At 54.2% G+C, this 16,729-nt stretch carries 14 protein-coding genes; 10 read left to right on the top strand and 4 right to left on the bottom strand.

The features are described 5' to 3' along the window. Positions 1-109: 109 nt before the first annotated feature. The gene (locus CUN67_RS03530; protein WP_208714031.1) at positions 110-1,390 is read left to right on the top strand and encodes a cystathionine gamma-synthase family protein; all 1,281 of its coding nucleotides are present in this window, start codon (positions 110-112) and stop codon (positions 1,388-1,390) included. Here CUN67_RS03530 and cueO read toward each other — a convergent pair. Next, on the bottom strand, positions 1,387-3,009 hold the full coding sequence (gene cueO, locus CUN67_RS03525; protein WP_208714030.1) for a multicopper oxidase CueO: 1,623 nt from the start codon (positions 3,007-3,009) through the stop codon (positions 1,387-1,389). The genes CUN67_RS03530 and cueO overlap by 4 nt on opposite strands. A gap of 176 nt (positions 3,010-3,185) precedes the next feature. Between cueO and CUN67_RS03520 the strand changes: the two genes are divergently transcribed. The 4 genes from CUN67_RS03520 (at position 3,186) to CUN67_RS03505 (ending at position 6,928) form a co-directional block, all read left to right on the top strand. Next, on the top strand, positions 3,186-3,533 hold the full coding sequence (locus CUN67_RS03520; protein WP_084872772.1) for a YacC family pilotin-like protein: 348 nt from the start codon (positions 3,186-3,188) through the stop codon (positions 3,531-3,533). A 108-nt stretch (positions 3,534-3,641) separates the two neighbouring features. Next, positions 3,642-4,505, top strand: coding sequence for a polyamine aminopropyltransferase (gene speE, locus CUN67_RS03515; RefSeq protein ID WP_208714029.1), 864 nt, complete (start codon positions 3,642-3,644; stop codon positions 4,503-4,505). 28 nt (positions 4,506-4,533) lie between these two features. Then, positions 4,534-5,349 carry an adenosylmethionine decarboxylase gene (gene speD, locus CUN67_RS03510; RefSeq protein ID WP_208714028.1) on the top strand — a complete coding sequence of 272 codons (816 nt, stop codon included), beginning with the start codon at positions 4,534-4,536 and terminating at the stop codon, positions 5,347-5,349. A gap of 262 nt (positions 5,350-5,611) precedes the next feature. Continuing rightward, positions 5,612-6,928 carry a ferredoxin reductase family protein gene (locus CUN67_RS03505; protein WP_208714027.1) on the top strand — a complete coding sequence of 439 codons (1,317 nt, stop codon included), beginning with the start codon at positions 5,612-5,614 and terminating at the stop codon, positions 6,926-6,928. A gap of 257 nt (positions 6,929-7,185) precedes the next feature. Here the strand turns inward: CUN67_RS03505 and CUN67_RS03500 are convergent, their stop codons facing one another. The 3 genes from CUN67_RS03500 to dtnK are packed head-to-tail and all read right to left on the bottom strand — an operon-like array spanning position 7,186 to position 10,198. Beyond that, positions 7,186-7,947, bottom strand: a complete 762-nt coding sequence (locus CUN67_RS03500) for a DeoR/GlpR family DNA-binding transcription regulator (RefSeq protein WP_208714026.1) — start codon at positions 7,945-7,947, stop codon at positions 7,186-7,188. 6 nt (positions 7,948-7,953) lie between these two features. Next, a complete protein-coding gene (locus tag CUN67_RS03495) occupies positions 7,954-8,934 on the bottom strand; it encodes a D-threonate 4-phosphate dehydrogenase (RefSeq protein ID WP_208714025.1) in 981 nt (326 codons plus the stop codon). Continuing rightward, complete coding sequence (gene dtnK / locus CUN67_RS03490) at positions 8,927-10,198, bottom strand: D-threonate kinase (protein ID WP_208714024.1); 1,272 nt, start codon at positions 10,196-10,198, stop codon at positions 8,927-8,929. Before dtnK ends, CUN67_RS03495 begins: the two co-directional genes overlap by 8 nt. Positions 10,199-10,390: 192 nt before the next feature. Here dtnK and CUN67_RS03485 point away from each other — a divergent pair, with 192 nt between their 5' ends. From CUN67_RS03485 to CUN67_RS03465, 5 genes are all read left to right on the top strand, one after another. Further along, positions 10,391-11,539 carry an iron-containing alcohol dehydrogenase gene (locus tag CUN67_RS03485; protein WP_208714023.1) on the top strand — a complete coding sequence of 383 codons (1,149 nt, stop codon included), beginning with the start codon at positions 10,391-10,393 and terminating at the stop codon, positions 11,537-11,539. Between the two features lie 17 nt (positions 11,540-11,556). Then, positions 11,557-12,441 (top strand): dihydrodipicolinate synthase family protein, encoded by an 885-nt coding sequence (locus CUN67_RS03480; RefSeq protein WP_208714022.1) that lies wholly within the window; start codon positions 11,557-11,559, stop codon positions 12,439-12,441. A 60-nt stretch (positions 12,442-12,501) separates the two neighbouring features. Further along, positions 12,502-13,455: a phosphoglycerate dehydrogenase gene (locus CUN67_RS03475; protein WP_208714021.1), complete on the top strand. Its 954-nt coding sequence runs from the start codon at positions 12,502-12,504 to the stop codon at positions 13,453-13,455. Between the two features lie 44 nt (positions 13,456-13,499). Further along, the gene (locus tag CUN67_RS03470) at positions 13,500-14,810 is read left to right on the top strand and encodes an MFS transporter (RefSeq protein WP_208714020.1); all 1,311 of its coding nucleotides are present in this window, start codon (positions 13,500-13,502) and stop codon (positions 14,808-14,810) included. 161 nt (positions 14,811-14,971) lie between these two features. Next, the gene (locus tag CUN67_RS03465) at positions 14,972-16,723 is read left to right on the top strand and encodes a scabin-related ADP-ribosyltransferase (protein WP_208714019.1); all 1,752 of its coding nucleotides are present in this window, start codon (positions 14,972-14,974) and stop codon (positions 16,721-16,723) included. Positions 16,724-16,729 lie beyond the last annotated feature (6 nt).

Genomic DNA, 16,729 nt, shown 5'->3' with positions numbered 1-16,729 from the left:
GCACTGACGCCGCGCACACAACGCAAACGTTACCGTGGCGAAAAATATTGCTCTGACGTTAACTGTATGAAAAGCACCCAACAGCGATCCCCTGCCAACCGGAGACGTTATGACCTCTTCATCCAGTAAAAAAACGCCAGCTGGCCATCATTCGCTTCACCCCGAAACCCAGATGCTGAATTACGGTTACGATCCGCGTCTGTCCGAAGGCGCGGTCAAGCCACCGGTATTTCTCACCTCCACCTTTGTGTTTAACAGTGCCGAAGAGGGGAAAGATTTTTTTGATTTCGTCGCCGGACGGCGTGAACCGCCAGAAGGTAAAAGCGGCGGGCTGGTCTATTCACGTTTCAATCACCCCAATAGCGAAATTGTTGAAGACCGGCTGGCGATTTACGAAGGCGCAGAAAAGGCCGCGCTGTTCTCCTCCGGCATGGCGGCCATTGCCACCACGCTGCTGACTTTCGCCCGACCAGGCGAGGTGATTCTGCATTCCCAGCCGCTCTACGGTGGCACCGAAACCCTGCTGAGTAAAACGCTGCATAATCTGGAAATCAAAGCGGTTGGCTTCAGCGACGGCACCGACGAGGAGAAAGTCCACGAAGCGGCCAAACTGGCCTGGCAACGGGGGCGGGTGGCATTGATCCTGATTGAAACGCCGGCAAATCCCACCAACAGCCTGGTGGATATTAAATTGATGGTGCAGGTGGCCGAGGTGATTGCGCAGCATCAGGGATCGCGCCCGATTATCGCCTGTGATAACACCCTGCTCGGCCCGTTGTTTCAGCGCCCGCTGGAACAGGGTGCCGACCTGTCACTGTATTCGCTGACCAAATATGTCGGTGGCCATTCGGATCTGATTGCCGGTGCGGTGCTGGGCAGGAAAGCGTTGATCGACCAGGTTCGGTCGTTGCGTAGCGCTATCGGCACCCAGCTTGACCCGCACTCCAGCTGGATGATTGGCCGCTCTCTGGAAACGCTGGCGCTGCGCATGGAGAAAGCGGCGCACAATGCGGCGCGGGTCGCGGCGTTCCTGCGCGATCGGCCCGAGGTGGAAAAGCTGCACTGGCTACCTTATCTGGATAAAAACAGCAGCGCAGGAGAAACCTATCGCCGCCAGTGTTTCGGCGCAGGTTCGACCTTTTCCTTTGATATTCGCGGCGGGCAAGCCGCAGCGTTTCGTTTTCTGAATGCGCTGGCGCTGTTCAAACTGGCGGTAAGTCTGGGCGGCACCGAGTCGCTGGCCAGCCATCCGGCCAGTACCACTCATTCCGGAGTAGCAGCGGAGGTGCGTCAGCGTATTGGTATCACTGACGCCACCGTCCGTTTGTCGATCGGCATCGAGCATGCCGATGATTTGATTGAAGATATCCGTCAGGCGCTGACCGGTTAAGTCACGGTGAAGCCCAGCATCATGCCGGTGTCTTCATGCTCCAGCAGATGGCAGTGGGCCATATAGGCCTGTTCAGCGCTGGCGACATAATCGAAGCGCACCAGCACTTCGCTGCGCCAGCCGTTAACGCTGACCATATCCTTCCAGCCCTGACGATGCGGGGCTGGTGGCTTGCCGTTTTCCGACAGAATGCGGAACTGGGTGCCATGGATATGGAACGGATGCAGCATGCTGTCGCCCTCGCCGGAAATTGTCCATTTTTCCATGCTGCCGAGCTTCACATCAAACATCGGTTTGGTCATATCAAAGGCGATCCCATTGATCTTATTACCGTTGTGGAAGTCATAACCGGCGGCAGCCTTGCCGTGGCCGCTATGATCCATCGCCATCTTGCTATGATCCATTGGCATGTCGCCCATATCCATCTTCATATCGCCCTGCTTCTGCCCCTGAGGCATGCTCATGGCGTGATGGCCATCCATGCTACCCATGGCTTTCGCGCCATAGCGATCCATCAGCGCCTGCATCCCCTGGCTATCGAGCTGCGGGTCCATCATCAGTTGCAGCCAACGGGTTTGCAGACCCTCGGTGGCGGGCAGCGGCGGGACATCCACCAGCTTATCCGGCAGCGAAGCACTTGCCATCACACGCAGCGGCAGGATATTCACCAGCGGCAACGGTTGATCAAACGGTGCCAGCATCATGCCCATTTGCGTCACCGGCAGCGTCACCATGTCAAAGCTTTTACCGTCTGAAGTGTCCACCATCACTTCAAAACGCTCGCCGGGGAGCAGTGGCAGGCTGTCCACTTTTACCGGCTCGGCCAGCAGGCCGCCATCGCTGCCAATCACATACAACGGACGCTGGTCGCTGGTGGCAATATGCATTGAACGCGCGTTACAACCGTTCAGCAGACGCAGGCGTAACCAGCCGCGCGGCACCGCGTGTTGCGGGTACTGCACGCCGTTAGTCAGCATCATGTCGCCAAACCAACCTACCGCCGCGCGCATAATATCGAGCTGATAATCAATCCGCGTACCATCCGTACTGAGTTGTTTGTCCTGGAAGATCAGCGGCACATCGTCAACCCCCCACTGCACAGGCAAGCGCAGTTTGCCTGAGGCCTCATCCTGCAACAGCACCAGCCCCGCCAGCCCCTGCGCCACCTGATAGCCCGTTTTGCCATGCTGATGAGGATGAAACCAGCAGGTCGCGGCGGGTTGGTCTGGCGTGAAGGTCACCTGACGTGATGCCCCTGGCGCGATGGTCGCCTGCGGCCCCCCATCCACCGCGCCCGGAATTTCCAGCCCGTGCCAGTGCACGGTGGTGGCATCCGGCAGACGGTTATGAATATTCACGGTGACCGGTTTGCCCCGCTGGAGCACGATCGCAGGCCCAAGCAGGCTGCCGTTGTAGCCCCAGGTCGGCACTGCTTTGCCATTCCACTGGCTGGTGCCCGCCTGGGCGGTAAGGTTGTAGCTACCGTGTGCATCCGCTTCCAGCAGGTTGGGGACAGGCAGCAGCGGTCGCGTGGCGGCCATTAGCGAACGGCTCCACATGGGCAGGGCACCTGCTGCGCTGAGGGCGGCAGTCAGCTTCAGAAAATGACGACGTTGCATATTCATATCCTTATTGTGCATAGGCATACAGCGTAAACCTTGCCCCTGCGGGAGGGTCAAGTCTTGCGACAGAATGCACCGAAAAAAACTGTGCCGGGCGCCACGGCGGCAAATTTATCAGAATCCTGCCCATATCTGTGCTAACGTCATTTTATTGCCACCTGTTGAGAATGATTATGTCGAAAAGCATCAAGATCCTGCTGCTGGCGGGACTCCTTGGCTTCTCCTCCACCAGCTTTGCCCTGAGCGAATCCGAAGCGGAAGATCTGGCCGATCTGACCGCAGTTTTTGTTTATCTGAAGAATGATTGCGGCTATCAGGATCTCCCCGATGCGCAGATTCGCAAGGCTCTGGTGTTTTTCGCCCAGCAAAATCGCTGGGATTTGAGTAACTACAGCACCTTCAACATGAAAGCGCTCGGCGAAGACAGTTACAAAGATCTGAGCGGCATCGCCATCACCAACGACAAGAAATGTAAGTCGCTGGCACGGGATTCTCTGAGCCTGCTCGCCTACGTGAAATGACCTGCCGCCCCGCTCTCCTGCTGAACATTTGACCGTGCAACCACGGTCATAATTCGCTATGATTTGCCGCCCATTTTCATGGCGATGTCATTACAGGAGAGCCTCATCATGGCCCAAAATGAAATGTGGTATGAAACCCTTCATGCCGGTTTCGGACAGTATTTCACGGTTGATAAAGAACTCTACCGCGACAAAACCGCGCATCAGGATCTCGTCATCTTCGAAAATGCGGCTTTCGGTCGCGTTATGGCGCTGGACGGCGTGGTACAAACCACCGAGCGTGATGAATTCATTTACCATGAAATGATGACCCATGTACCGATTCTGGCGCACGGGGCGGCGAAACGCGTGCTGATCATCGGCGGTGGCGACGGAGCCATGCTGCGCGAGGTCTCACGTCACAGCAGCATCGAACATATCACCATGGTAGAAATCGATGCGGGTGTGGTGAGCTTCTGCAAACAGTACCTGCCGAACCACAGCGCAGGGGCATACGACGATGCACGTTTGCAACTGGTGATTGATGATGGCGTCAACTTCGTCAATCAAACGCAGGAAAAATTCGATGTGATCATCTCCGACTGTACCGACCCGATCGGTCCGGGAGAGAGTCTGTTCACTTCGGAATTCTATGCTGGTTGCAAAAACGCCCTCAATGCTGGCGGCATTTTTGTGGCGCAGAATGGCGTATGCTTTCTGCAACAGGATGAAGCGGTTAACAGCCATCGCAAACTCAGCCACTACTTTTCCGATGTCAGCTTTTACCAGGCAGCGATCCCGACTTACTACGGCGGCATCATGACCTTTGCCTGGGCAAGCGACAATCCGGCGCTGCGCACGCTCGATAGCGCAACCTTGCAGTCACGTTTTGTGGCCGCTGGCCTGAACTGCCGTTACTACAATCCGGCAATCCATACTGGCAGCTTTGCCCTGCCGCAATATCTGTTGAATGCCCTGTCAGACGCGCGCTGATCGGACATTTATAAGGGGGTGAACGAAATTGCAAAAGCTAAAACTACATGGCTTCAACAACCTGACAAAGAGCCTGAGTTTTTGTATTTACGATATTTGCTATGCAAATACTGAAGCTGAGCGTGACGGTTACATCGCTTATATTGATGAGCAATATAACGCCAACCGTCTGACCGAAATCCTGACAGAAACCTGCTCGATCATTGGTGCGAACGTGCTGAACATCGCGCGTCAGGACTATGAACCGCAAGGCGCCAGCGTCACCATTCTGGTGAGCGAGGAGCCAATCGATCCGAAAGATATCGATAATTCAGAGCATCCCGGCCCGCTGCCTAACTCCGTCGTCGCCCATCTCGATAAAAGCCATATTTGCGTGCATACCTATCCGGAGAGCCACCCGGAAGGCGGATTGTGTACCTTCCGCGCCGATATCGAAGTCTCGACCTGCGGCGTGATTTCACCGCTGAAAGCGTTAAATTATCTGATTCACCAGCTGGAATCCGATATCGTCACCATTGATTATCGCGTGCGTGGTTTCACCCGTGATGTGAATGGCGTGAAGCACTTCATCGATCATGCGATTAACTCGATCCAGAACTTTATGTCTGACGATATGAAATCGATGTATGACATGCTGGACGTGAACGTCTACCAGGAAAATATCTTTCATACCAAGATGTTGCTGAAAGAATTCGACCTGAAGCATTACCTGTTCAATACCAGACCGGAAGATCTCAGCCCACAGGAACATAAGCGTATTACCAGCTTGCTGTGGAAAGAGATGCGGGAGATTTACTACGGACGCAATATTCCGTCGGTGGGCCTGAAGCCAGGAGCGTTCTGACACCTTTCCCGGAAAGTGGCGGGCAGCAGCCCGCCACTACTTTTATACCCGAAAATTTATCAAAAAATTCATTATTCAGATAAAATTTAATACCACCCATTAATAAACACACGCCCGCGTGGTATCCGTTATCATTTTGTATAAACAGAAATGTTCGTCTACTCTTCGTATGTGCAACAGATTGAATATTATTTCATATACATAAACTGATGGCAGAATAAATGATACATAATCCGTAATAACTCTGAACGGGGTTGTGGACATGAACATTTTCACGCGAAATACGCTCTGGGTATTATTCTATCTGTTTTTCACTGCCGGTCCGTTATTTGTTCTCCTGATAGGCCCACTCCCACCCCCCAGGGATTTCTGGACAGAATTTTCCGCTGCTGCAGGTTATGCTGGTCTGGCTATTCTTGGATTGCAGGTTGGTCTCACCGCCCGCTTTCGCGCGGTGACGCGCCCCTGGGGGGAAGATATTATTTATCATTTTCATAAACAAATTTCTTTTATTGCTTTGGCCCTGATTATTGCCCACCCAGTCATCCTTTTTATTTTACGACCGGAAAGGCTTGCGCTGCTCAATTTCATTGATGCTCCGTGGCGGGCGCGCTTCGCGGCAATATCGACCTATTCGCTTATTGCATTAATTGTGATGGCACTCTGGCGTGTAAAACTAAAAATTAGCTATGAGACCTGGCACTACACGCATATTATTCTGGCGGTTTTAGCGATTGGTGGCGGTTTACTTCATACGGTTGCCTGGGGATTCTATTTAGATGCACCATTAAAACGCGCCTTGTGGACAGGATTAGCCATTCTCTGGTGTTGCCTGCTGATTTATACACGCATCGTCCGGCCTTTTCTGATGCTGCGCAAGCCCTACCAGGTCATCGCAACGCGCAATGAACGGGGAGGCAGTACCACGCTGGTGATGCAACCTCTTGGTCATACAGGATTTCCATTTGTCCCTGGCCAGTTTGGCTGGCTTAACGTCTGGGGCAGTCCTTTCAAATTGACATCGCATCCCTTCTCCTTTTCATCCAGTGCGGAAATGGCGAAACAGTCGATTGAAATGACCATACAGGATGCTGGCGATTACACCAGGAAGATCAGAAATGTGACTGCGGGTAAACGTGTTTACATTGATGGTCCTTATGGCGCATTCACTGTGGGTAATCCGGCGGATATGCATGTGTTAATTGCCGGAGGGATTGGTATTACCCCGATGATGAGTATCATCAGAACGTTTGCCGATAATGGTGATAAGCGGCCGATAATACTGATTTATGGCAATAAAAACTGGGATGACATTACCTTCAGAGAAGAACTGGAAGCCTTATCAGGCAGGATAAATCTACAGGTCATACATGTTCTTGAACATCCCCCGAAAAACTGGACGGGAGAGACCGGCATCATTACCAGTGCGCTGATAGAGCGTTATATTCCAGCGCCCTATGAAAAACATGAATACTTTATCTGCGGCCCGAACAGAATGATGGATGAGATTGAAAAAACACTCTCTGCATTACATGTTCCGTTAGCGAAATACCACTCAGAACGCTATCACTTTGTATAAAGAGGCGAAAATGCGTAAATTATTTGCCGATCTTCTTATTTTTATCACGGCCGTAATAATACTGGCGCTGATGATATTCTTTGCATATAGCAGAGTCTATTTTTGATAATTTCCCTGAAATGATCACCGTTCATCGCCTGTAGAATTAACGTGATACAAAACTGTATGCAGAAAATAGTCTGGGTAATTGTACTCAGGAATGAGTCCGGCGCATTCGCGCCTGAACTCCTGATCCACGACAAGGGAGGAAAATCGTTTTATTCCGTCAGTTGCAACGCAATGCCGCGTTCACGCAGGCTATGGCACACCGTCTCATCCAGCCGCGCATCGGTGACGATATCGGTCAGGCTATCGATCGGTGCTGCGCAAAACAGCGACCAGGAACCGTATTTGCTGCTGTCAGCCAGCAGAATCCGCCGCCGGGCATTGGCCAGCAGATCCATCTTCAGACCGGCCTTCTCTTCGGTTGGCGTGGTAATCCCGCGCTCAATACTCCACGAGTTACAGCTAACAAAAGCAATATCCGGATTGATGCTGCGCAGCAGACGGCGGCCATGTTCGCCAATGCACGACTGGCTGGAATCATCGATACGCCCGCCGATAATGGTGACCTCAATCTGTTTGAATTCTGACAGGAACAGCGCGATATGCAGATCGGCGGTAATCACCCGCAGCTGCAGATGGGTCAGCTGACGCGCCAGCTCCAGCATGGTGGTGCCCGCATCCAGCACCACCGCATCGCCGGACTGAACAAAACCGGCAGCAAAATGGGCGATCGCCTGTTTTTCTGCCAGGTTGCGCTGCATTTTTTCCAGCGTAGTGGGCTGAGCAGGAATAAAACGATTTAAGGTCACGCCGCCATGACTGCGGCTCACCACGCCTTCCTTGTCCAGCTTAATCAGATCACGGCGAATAGTGGCCGGTGAGGCAGAAATGGCACTCACCAGTTGTTCAACAGTAACCAGATTATGGCTTTTCAGATAATCCATAATCTGGTCGAGGCGACTTTGTCCCTTCATATTTCCCTATGCAAGTTGCATCGCGAGTTTGATGGAGATCGCCATGCTCGCAGAGTTCGCCTTACCTGTCCAGGCGATATCAAAGGCGGTGCCGTGGTCCGCTGAAGTGCGGATAAACGGCAGCCCGGCTGTGATGTTCACGCCATCATAAAAACCAAGTAATTTCAGTGGAATATGCCCCTGATCGTGGTACATCGCGACCACCATATCGTACTGGCCTTGCTGACATTGCAGGAACACCGTATCCGGCGGGCACGGGCCGTACACATCAATCCCTTTTTCCTTCATCGCCTGAATAGCCGGTGTCACCGTGGTGATCTCTTCATCACCGAACAGGCCGTTTTCACCGGCATGCGGATTCACCCCTGCCACCGCAATGCGCGGCTTATCGAAACCAACGCGACGCAGGAAACTATCCGCCATGCCGATCACCGTTTCAATACGCGGACGATTCAGGGTATCGAGGAATTTACGCAGCGCGATATGGGTGGTGACGTGAATCACCTTCAGATGGTCGGTGTACAGCACCATGGCGTAATTTTTGGTGTTGGTCAGTTGCGCCAGCAATTCGGTATGCCCCGGATAGATATGCCCCGCCGAATGCAGCGCTTCTTTGTTAAGCGGCGCAGTAGCAATCGCCTGAACTTCCCCGGCCAGCGCCAGCTCGGTGGCGCGTTTCACACAGCGCCAGGCCAGATCGCCCGCTTCCTTCTGCACCACCCCCGGCTTCAGGGCTTCCGGATGCGCCAGCGGCTCATCAATGACGTTGATAATGCCTGGTGCAAAGTGCGCATCTTTTACCTGATCCAGCACGCGCAGTTCGACCTGCGGCGTAATGTTCAATCCCATCACCCGACGCAACGTACTGGCGCAGCCGACCACCACCGCAGGCACGCCTGCCAGGTCGCCTTCCGCCAGCGCTTTAATGATGATCTCCGGGCTGATGCCCGCCGGATCGCCCATGGTCACCGCAATAATTTTATTCACTCGACTTCTCCTCAATAAAACGAATGGCTTCTACCAGGGTGTTTTCGTCACCAAAGCCACCCGCTTTGGTCATCACCGGCAGGTGTAAATCACTATTAAGCAGTACCCCGTGCGGCACACAGCCCGCCACCAGGCCCTGAATCTGGAAACCACTGGCACCGAGTGCCTGCGCCACGGCTATCGCGACATCACCACCGGAGAGATACAACCCGGCAGGTTGATGATCGCGGCAGACCGTTTTGGTCAGCTGCGCCAGAAACTGGCAAATCCTCTCGCCCAGCTGCTGGCGTGATAGCTGATGCTGCTGACACAGCGCCTCAATCTCATGGCGTTGTCCGGCATGTTGCGTGGTACGCACCACGCAGTGGATGCCTGCCTGCAATGCCTGCTGCATCTCCTGCTGCCAGATGCTGGCCTGCGGCCATGCGGGCTGAGCAAACAGCTGGCGGATATCAATATCGATGACACGAATGGCGCGCTGGCTGGCGAGGCGGTCAATCTGCTGCTGAGCAATGGCGCTCATCGAGCCAACGATGGCCAGCACCGGGCGCGCCGGTCGTCCGGCCAGATACTCACCTAAGGCATCACCGAGACCGGAAGCCCCGGCCAGCAGCGGGCGGGGGTTCAGGGTCGCGGCAGCCTGCATCAGCAGGGCCAGATCAGCATCCTGCTCAATATCAATCACCACCAGCCCGCGCATCGTAGCCAGCCGCTGCGCCAGTTTGCCGCTGCGCAACGTAGCGAGATCAATCACCTCACCTGGCAAGTCGCTCTGCATTTGCAGACGCGTCAACACGTGGCTGCTGGTGACCGGCGTTTTCGGGTCGCTGGCAAATTCGGTGTCAGTCAGGCGCTGCTGGTTGATCCACACTTCACCGTTACGCGTGGTACGCCCGAGTTTCGGCACAGCTGGTGCCACCAGCGCCAGCGTTTTGCCACTGGCCTGTAATGCGGCGGCGATCTCCGCACCGGGGTTGCCACGTAACGTCGAGTCGATCTTCTTAAACAGCCAGCCATCCTGCGCAATCGCCTGATGCTGCTGCACGGCGTGGCGGGTGCGCTCGGCCGCTTCGGCTGCACTAACCGCCCGGCTGTCAGTGCTGATGACCAGCACATCGGCAGCATCGGCATCGTGTGGTGTCTGGCTATCAAATAGCACATGTACGCGCGCGCCTGCCCGGGCCAGCCCGCTTCCGGCATCGTTAGCGCCGGTAAAATCATCGGCAATCACCAGAACCGGCGTTTTCCATGGATGTGAACGCATTCTCTCTCCTGTCACGGGCAGCTTGCCGTATTGAAATTGATTATATTCAATCATGATTGATTATATGTGAGCAAGATCAAATTAATTGAAATCAATATGCCCTATAAATTCAGGCACAGTTAGTGACAGATATCGCATTGCATTGAGCAATAACAATCAATCAGTGCGATAACACCGGGAAAAGGGTACGAAATGAATATCAACAGCACCGTGATCAGCGGCTTTCAGGCACTTAATGACCTCAGCTACCTGCTGAAAGGTAAGCAAAAAGCTCTGCTGGTTACTGATAAGAATATAGAGGGCATTCCGGCAGTACAGACGTTAATCGCCCAGCTGAAGCAGCAGATTGTCAGCCTCAGCGTGGTCAATAGCGTGCCGCCGGAACCGAGCCAGCATGATGTGGCGGCGATTGTCGCGGCCCTGCCAACCACCGATGTGGATCTGGTGATTGGGGTGGGCGGCGGTAGCGTACTGGATGTCGCCAAGCTGCTGTCTATTCTGTGCGTATCTGGCGCACCCAGCCTGGATGCGCTGCTGGCAGGGGAAAAACCGCTGACTCGCACCACCTCGCTGTTGATTCCAACTACCGCCGGTACCGGTTCTGAAGCCACGCCGAACGCCATCCTGGCGATCCCGGAGAAAGAGACCAAAGTGGGCATTATCACCCCGGTGATGCTGCCGGATTACGTGGCACTGATACCGGAACTCACTACCAGCATGCCACCGCATATTGCCTCCTCAACCGGTATTGATGCGTTGTGTCACCTGATTGAATGCTTCACCGCCACGGTGGCGAATTCGGTCAGCGATAACTACGCGATGATCGGCATGAAGAAGTTGTTTGCCAGCCTGGAAACCGCCGTTGCCGAACCGGGTAATCTCGAAGCCCGCCTGAATATGCTGTGGGCGTCTTATTACGGCGGCGCGTCGATTGCCCATGCCGGTACCCACCTGGTGCACGCCATGTCTTATCCGCTGGGCGGCAAATATCACATCCCGCACGGCGTCGCCAACGCCATCCTGCTGGCCCCCTGCATGCGTTTCGTGCGTCCGGCGGCGGTGAGTAAATTTGCTCAGGCCTACGATTTGCTGCCCGATGCCGACCTCCAGCTGGATGAAGAGGCGAAGTCGCACGCGCTGGTGGACTATTTCGCTGCGCTGGTCCAGCGCCTGAAGTTGCCTGCCAGCCTGGAAGAACTGGGTATCGGCCCGGATCACCTGCCCTATCTGGTGGAAGCCGCGCTCGACGTGCAACGCCTGATGAAGAATGTACCGATGAAAGTGAGCGCCGATGACGTGCGAAACGTCTACCTGACGCTGTTTCCGGCATTGAATCACTAAGGACTATCGAGGAAATCATGAGTAACAAAATCCAGGGCGTACTGACCGCCATTGTCACCACCTTCGACCGCGACGGTGCCTTCAACCCTGCTACCCAGCGTGAGCAGGTCAGGCGTCAGCTGAGCGCCGGTAACGGTATTTTCTGCGGCGGCACCAACGGCGAATTCTTCGTGCTGAATGAGCAGGAGAAGCTGGCAGTCACCGAAACCTGTGTCAATGAAGTCAACGGCAGTGCACCTGTCGTGGCCCATATTGGCGAGATCTCCACGCGTGAAACCATCCGTCTCGGTAAGCAAATTGAGAAGCTGGGCGTGGATGCTGTATCGGTGATCACCCCTTATTTTGTGCCGCTGAAACAGGATGAGCTGATTTATCACTATCAGACCGTGGCTGATGCGCTGAGCGTGCCGCTGTTCCTCTACAACATTCCGGCGCGCACCGGTAACACGTTGCAACCAGACACCGTGCGCAAACTGGCCGCGCATCCCAACATCATCGGCATCAAAGACAGCGCGGGCAGCTATGAGAGCCTGAGCGGTTTCCTCAAGGCAGCGGAAGGTATCGCTAGCTTTGACGTGCTGAACGGCCCGGATTCCTTAATCCACCAGGGCTTCGTCGATGGCTGCTCTGCCTGTATCTCCGGCCTTGCCAACGTGGCACCAAAAGAGATCAACGCCATCTGGGCACGCTTCCATGCCGGTGATATTGCAGGTTCGCGTCTGGCACAGGAAAACGTCACTGGCCTGCGTACCGATCTTTACAGCATCGGGTTCTCCCCGGCAGCAGTGAAGAAAGCCGTCTCCCTGCTGGGTTATGACGTGGGCGACAGCCGCTATGCGGTGCGCTTCTCTGCCGAAGAAGAGCAGAAGATCCGCCAGGTCGTGAACCAGTATTTGCAGTAACGGCCGTCAGGGCAGCCGCTGCTGCCCTTGCCTGTTCCACTTTTTACACCGGGAAGCGTTATGAAAGTCATCTGTACCTCACCGTCATTCGCCAAATATGACGTCACACCCATTACCACCTTACAACAGCAGGGTTTCGAGCTGATTACCCTGCCAGCCGATGCCCCGCTCAGCGCGCTGGAACCCCATCTGGCTGCAACCGTGGCGATGATTGTCGCCTTTACCGACGTTAACGAAGAACTGCTGAGCAAAGCGCCGCAGCTGAAGATTGTCTGCAAGCACGGCGTTGGCGTCGATAACATCAACCTCGATGCCACGCGCGCACGCGGTATCTACGTCACCAACGTACCGGATGCCAATAAGCACGCCGTAGCCGACTTCGCCTTTGCGCTGATTCTCAACAGCGCACGCCAGGTCACTCAGGCCGCCGTAGAAACTCGCGCCGGTCACTGGCCACGTATTTTTGCCACCGATGTCTATGGCAAAACCCTCGGTATCGTCGGTCTGGGCAACATTGGCAAGCAGGTCGCACTACGCGCCAAAGGATTCAACATGCGCGTGATCGCCTTTGATTTCTACCCGGATGAAAAATTCGCTGCTGAACACGGCATTGCATTCGTCGACATGGATCAGCTGACTGAGGCGAGCGACTTCATCACCCTGCATACCCCACTGACCAACGAAACGCGCAACCTGTTTGATGCCGCACGCATCAAACGCATGAAGAAAAGCGCCTTCCTGATCAACGTATCACGCGGTGGTGTGGTGAATGAACAGGACCTGTTCCACGCGTTGCAGGACAACGTGATCGCCGGTGCCGCTGCTGACGTATTTGAACAGGAACCGCTGGCGGAACACCCGCTGTTCACCCTGAGTAACTTTATCCCAACCTCGCACATCGCGGGCTACACCGACGGGGCGATCAGCGCCATCGGCGAGCGCTGCGTGATGCAGATTGTGCAATGCATTAAACAGGGTGAACGCCCGGTGAACGTGATGAACGGGCTGGCCTAAAGGCCACCCGGTTCAACCTCCGAAATGTCTGGTGGATTATTATTATGAACAACACCTCTCGCATTCGCTGGTGGATCGCAGGCCTGATGTGGCTGGCGGTTGCCATTAACTATATTGACCGAACTGTACTCTCTGCTGCTGCCCCACACCTGATCAAAGAACTGTCGATCAACCCGGAAATGATGGGCGTGATCATGGCTGCATTCTTCTGGTCTTATGCGCTGCTGCAAATCCCGGCAGGCTGGTTTGCTGACCGTTTCGGCCAGAAAAAAGGTCTCGGTATTGCCGTTGGCTGGTGGTCCATCGCTACCATGGCAATGGGGCTCGCGACGGGCTTTAAATCGCTGCTGGCGTTGCGTCTGGCGCTGGGTGTGGGTGAAGCCGCCGCCTATCCAAGTAATGCCGGAATCGCCGCACGCTGGTTCCCGGACAGGGAACGCGCCACCGTCTCTGGCCTGTTTGATAGCGCCTCTAAGTTCGGCGGTGCCGTCGCGATGCCGCTGATCGTCTGGATGATCGCCATGTTTGACTGGCGCATCACCTTCCTCGCCATCGGCGCGATCGGTTTGATCTGGGTGATCGCCTGGTACTTTATCTACGCGGAAAATCCGGAAGATCATAAGGCGATCAGCCGCGAAGAAGTTCGCATGATCCGCGATGGCCAGGCTAACAAGCACGGCGATAAAAGTGTGCTGCCAATGAAATGGTACAAGCTGCTGCGCTATCGCAACATCTGGGCGATGTGTATTGGTTTCTTCACCATTAACTACACCTCCTATTTCTTTATCACCTGGCTGCCAACTTACCTGGTGAAAGATAAAGGCATGGATTTCCTGAAAATGGGGATGGTGGCTGCGCTGCCATTGATTTGCGGCATGGTGATTGAAGTGCTGGCAGGCTGGGCATCGGACCGTATGGTGCATAACAAAGTGCTGTCGCTCACCGCCACCCGCAAACTGTTCCTGACCATTGGCCTGCTGATGGCGCTGTGTATCGGTTTCGCCCCGTTCACCGACTCGGTATTTATGACGGTATTGCTGCTGTGTATCGCCAAATCCGGCACCACCGTGGCGGCTTCTCAGGTGTGGGCACTGCCAGGTGACGTCGCGCCGAAAAATAGCGTGTCGATTGTCGCCGGTTTACAAAATACCGTCTCCAATATGGGCGGTGCGGTAGGTCCGATCATTACCGGGGCCATCGTCGGTGCCACCGGCCACTTCACCTGGGCACTGGTGTTCTCTGCCGTGCTGGTGGTGATTGGTATCCTCAATTACCTGTTCCTGATGGGCAAAGTTGAACCGATCGTGGATGAGGAAAAAATTCATCATCCACGCACCCTGACCAGCGGCGCGTAAACGCCGTGATCCGCCGCATCGTCCTGATGCGGCGTTCCCCTCCCTCCCACCTGCTGAGCGCTGTCATCAGGATTTGATAACCATCAATGAATATTCTCAAATATACACGTAGATTTAGCCCTCTTTAATGGATTAATCAAACCCACCAGGATGTGACAATAATGAGAATTAAACTCAGCGCCTTTGTCGTAAGTGCGTTAACCGCGACGTTTTTTACCTCTTCCGCTTCTGCCCAATTAATGAAATCTCCGCCCGGTGATTTACACGCTGATTATGGTAAATTGCGGGAAGCCTGTATTCCTGCAGAAAATAAAACACCCGCATGGGCTGACGGCGATATTATATCTGAGCCGTGGTATCGGGACTGGCTTAACTCAACCGTTTCTTTCTGCGTTAACCTGAAGAATATCGAAAGCGATCAGACAAGGCCCTTTGAAAAAATAATCTGGCGTGAAGAACCCGGATTACTTTTTCGTGCCAGTGGATCAACATTAACTTCCTATCCTTCCATTCCCGACATTTTCCTGAAAGGTTTTTTCCCGTGGCAACCCGACGGTGGTAATCTCGCGATGGTGAGTGGTATTTCCGCCCAGGACTCCGGTATTATCAGCACCAGTTATAATATTATGCATACCCGCTTCTTCGGTGCTAACACTTATATTCTGGATGCCCCAGGTGGCATTGATGTTGATAACTCATTTGGCGTGAATGAACGGGAAATTGCCTTTCCCGGCGGCATCCAGCCTGGCTATATTCATGGGGTGATTGGGTCATCATCATCAGACTGGCCAGGCCGATCCTGGACAGACATCGATTATTACCGGAATCCAGGCTATCGGAACTTCGCGCCCATAGCGCCAGGTCAGGTCGATTTAATCCTTTCAGCCACTGGCAGAGCGTTGTTTGGCCGGGCAGCCATCAGCGACGACACAGCGGATAACATTCATTTGTTGCTGGACGGTAAGCCGATAAACGCCGGTATCACGCGTCTGCCAGAAAAACAGACGATGACGTTAGCAGCGGTTGATGCGGCACAGCAATATCAGCCAATATCGTATTGGTATATATCAGGACTGGGTGCCGTCGCGGCCAGTAAAGATGAAAACCCCGCCTGCATTAAATTACCCGGCGGCATGAGTTACAGTAATACGATTATTGCTCAGGCGGTTAAGTTCTTTAAGCCACTGCCCGATGCCAGTGATAAACCCTGTTTACTGGCAAACAGTTCCGAGCTGATCCCAGTCAAAGACAGAACCTTTACCGATACCGGCAATATAAAGGATTATTCCCTGCGATATTTGCCGGAAGGACTGCATGGCGGATGGCAGGTTGAGGGAGGTGCATTTATTTTTTCCGCGCAAGGCGCACATACGGGAAGTGCCTCTCAGGCGATCGAGCTGAGTCGGGCCGTCTATGAAGGAAAAAATTATTATCTGTATCCCGGTAAAATATCGCAAAAAGTCAGCTTCATGAAACCGGACGAGAATAAGTCTGCCCATATTAAGTCGGTGCTGTTATTTCGTTTAGGCAATAATACCCAGCCCTGGTGCGCTAAACCCACTGACAGCCAATGGCAGGGTAGCCTGCCGTTTTTGTCGGGGAGCCAGGACGTTGAAGTGACGGTCAGGCTGGAAGGTCAGGAGCAGCCTGTTGCCCGGCAACGCTATAACCTTGGCACCAGCGCTGAATTCGTCATCGATCATGTTGGCAAACGTAAACATGCCAGAATGAATCCGCAATGGCGTCATCACGCTCTGGCCCTGAAACTGCCCGATACCCACGAAGATCTGCATCTGACCATTGAATTTGCCTCTGAAAGCAAAGAACTGGCAGCCTGCGGTGCGCTGCTGTCCGATGTCGATCTGATTTCTTACTATGGCATCGACAGAGACTGGAACGCTGTATCGGGCTGAAACGCC

It is taken from the genome of Pantoea cypripedii, assembly GCF_011395035.1.
Classification (GTDB): Bacteria; Pseudomonadota; Gammaproteobacteria; order Enterobacterales; family Enterobacteriaceae; genus Pantoea; species Pantoea cypripedii_A.
Note: the sequence above shows the minus strand (reverse complement) of the source record. Positions and strands in the feature narration are given on the sequence as shown.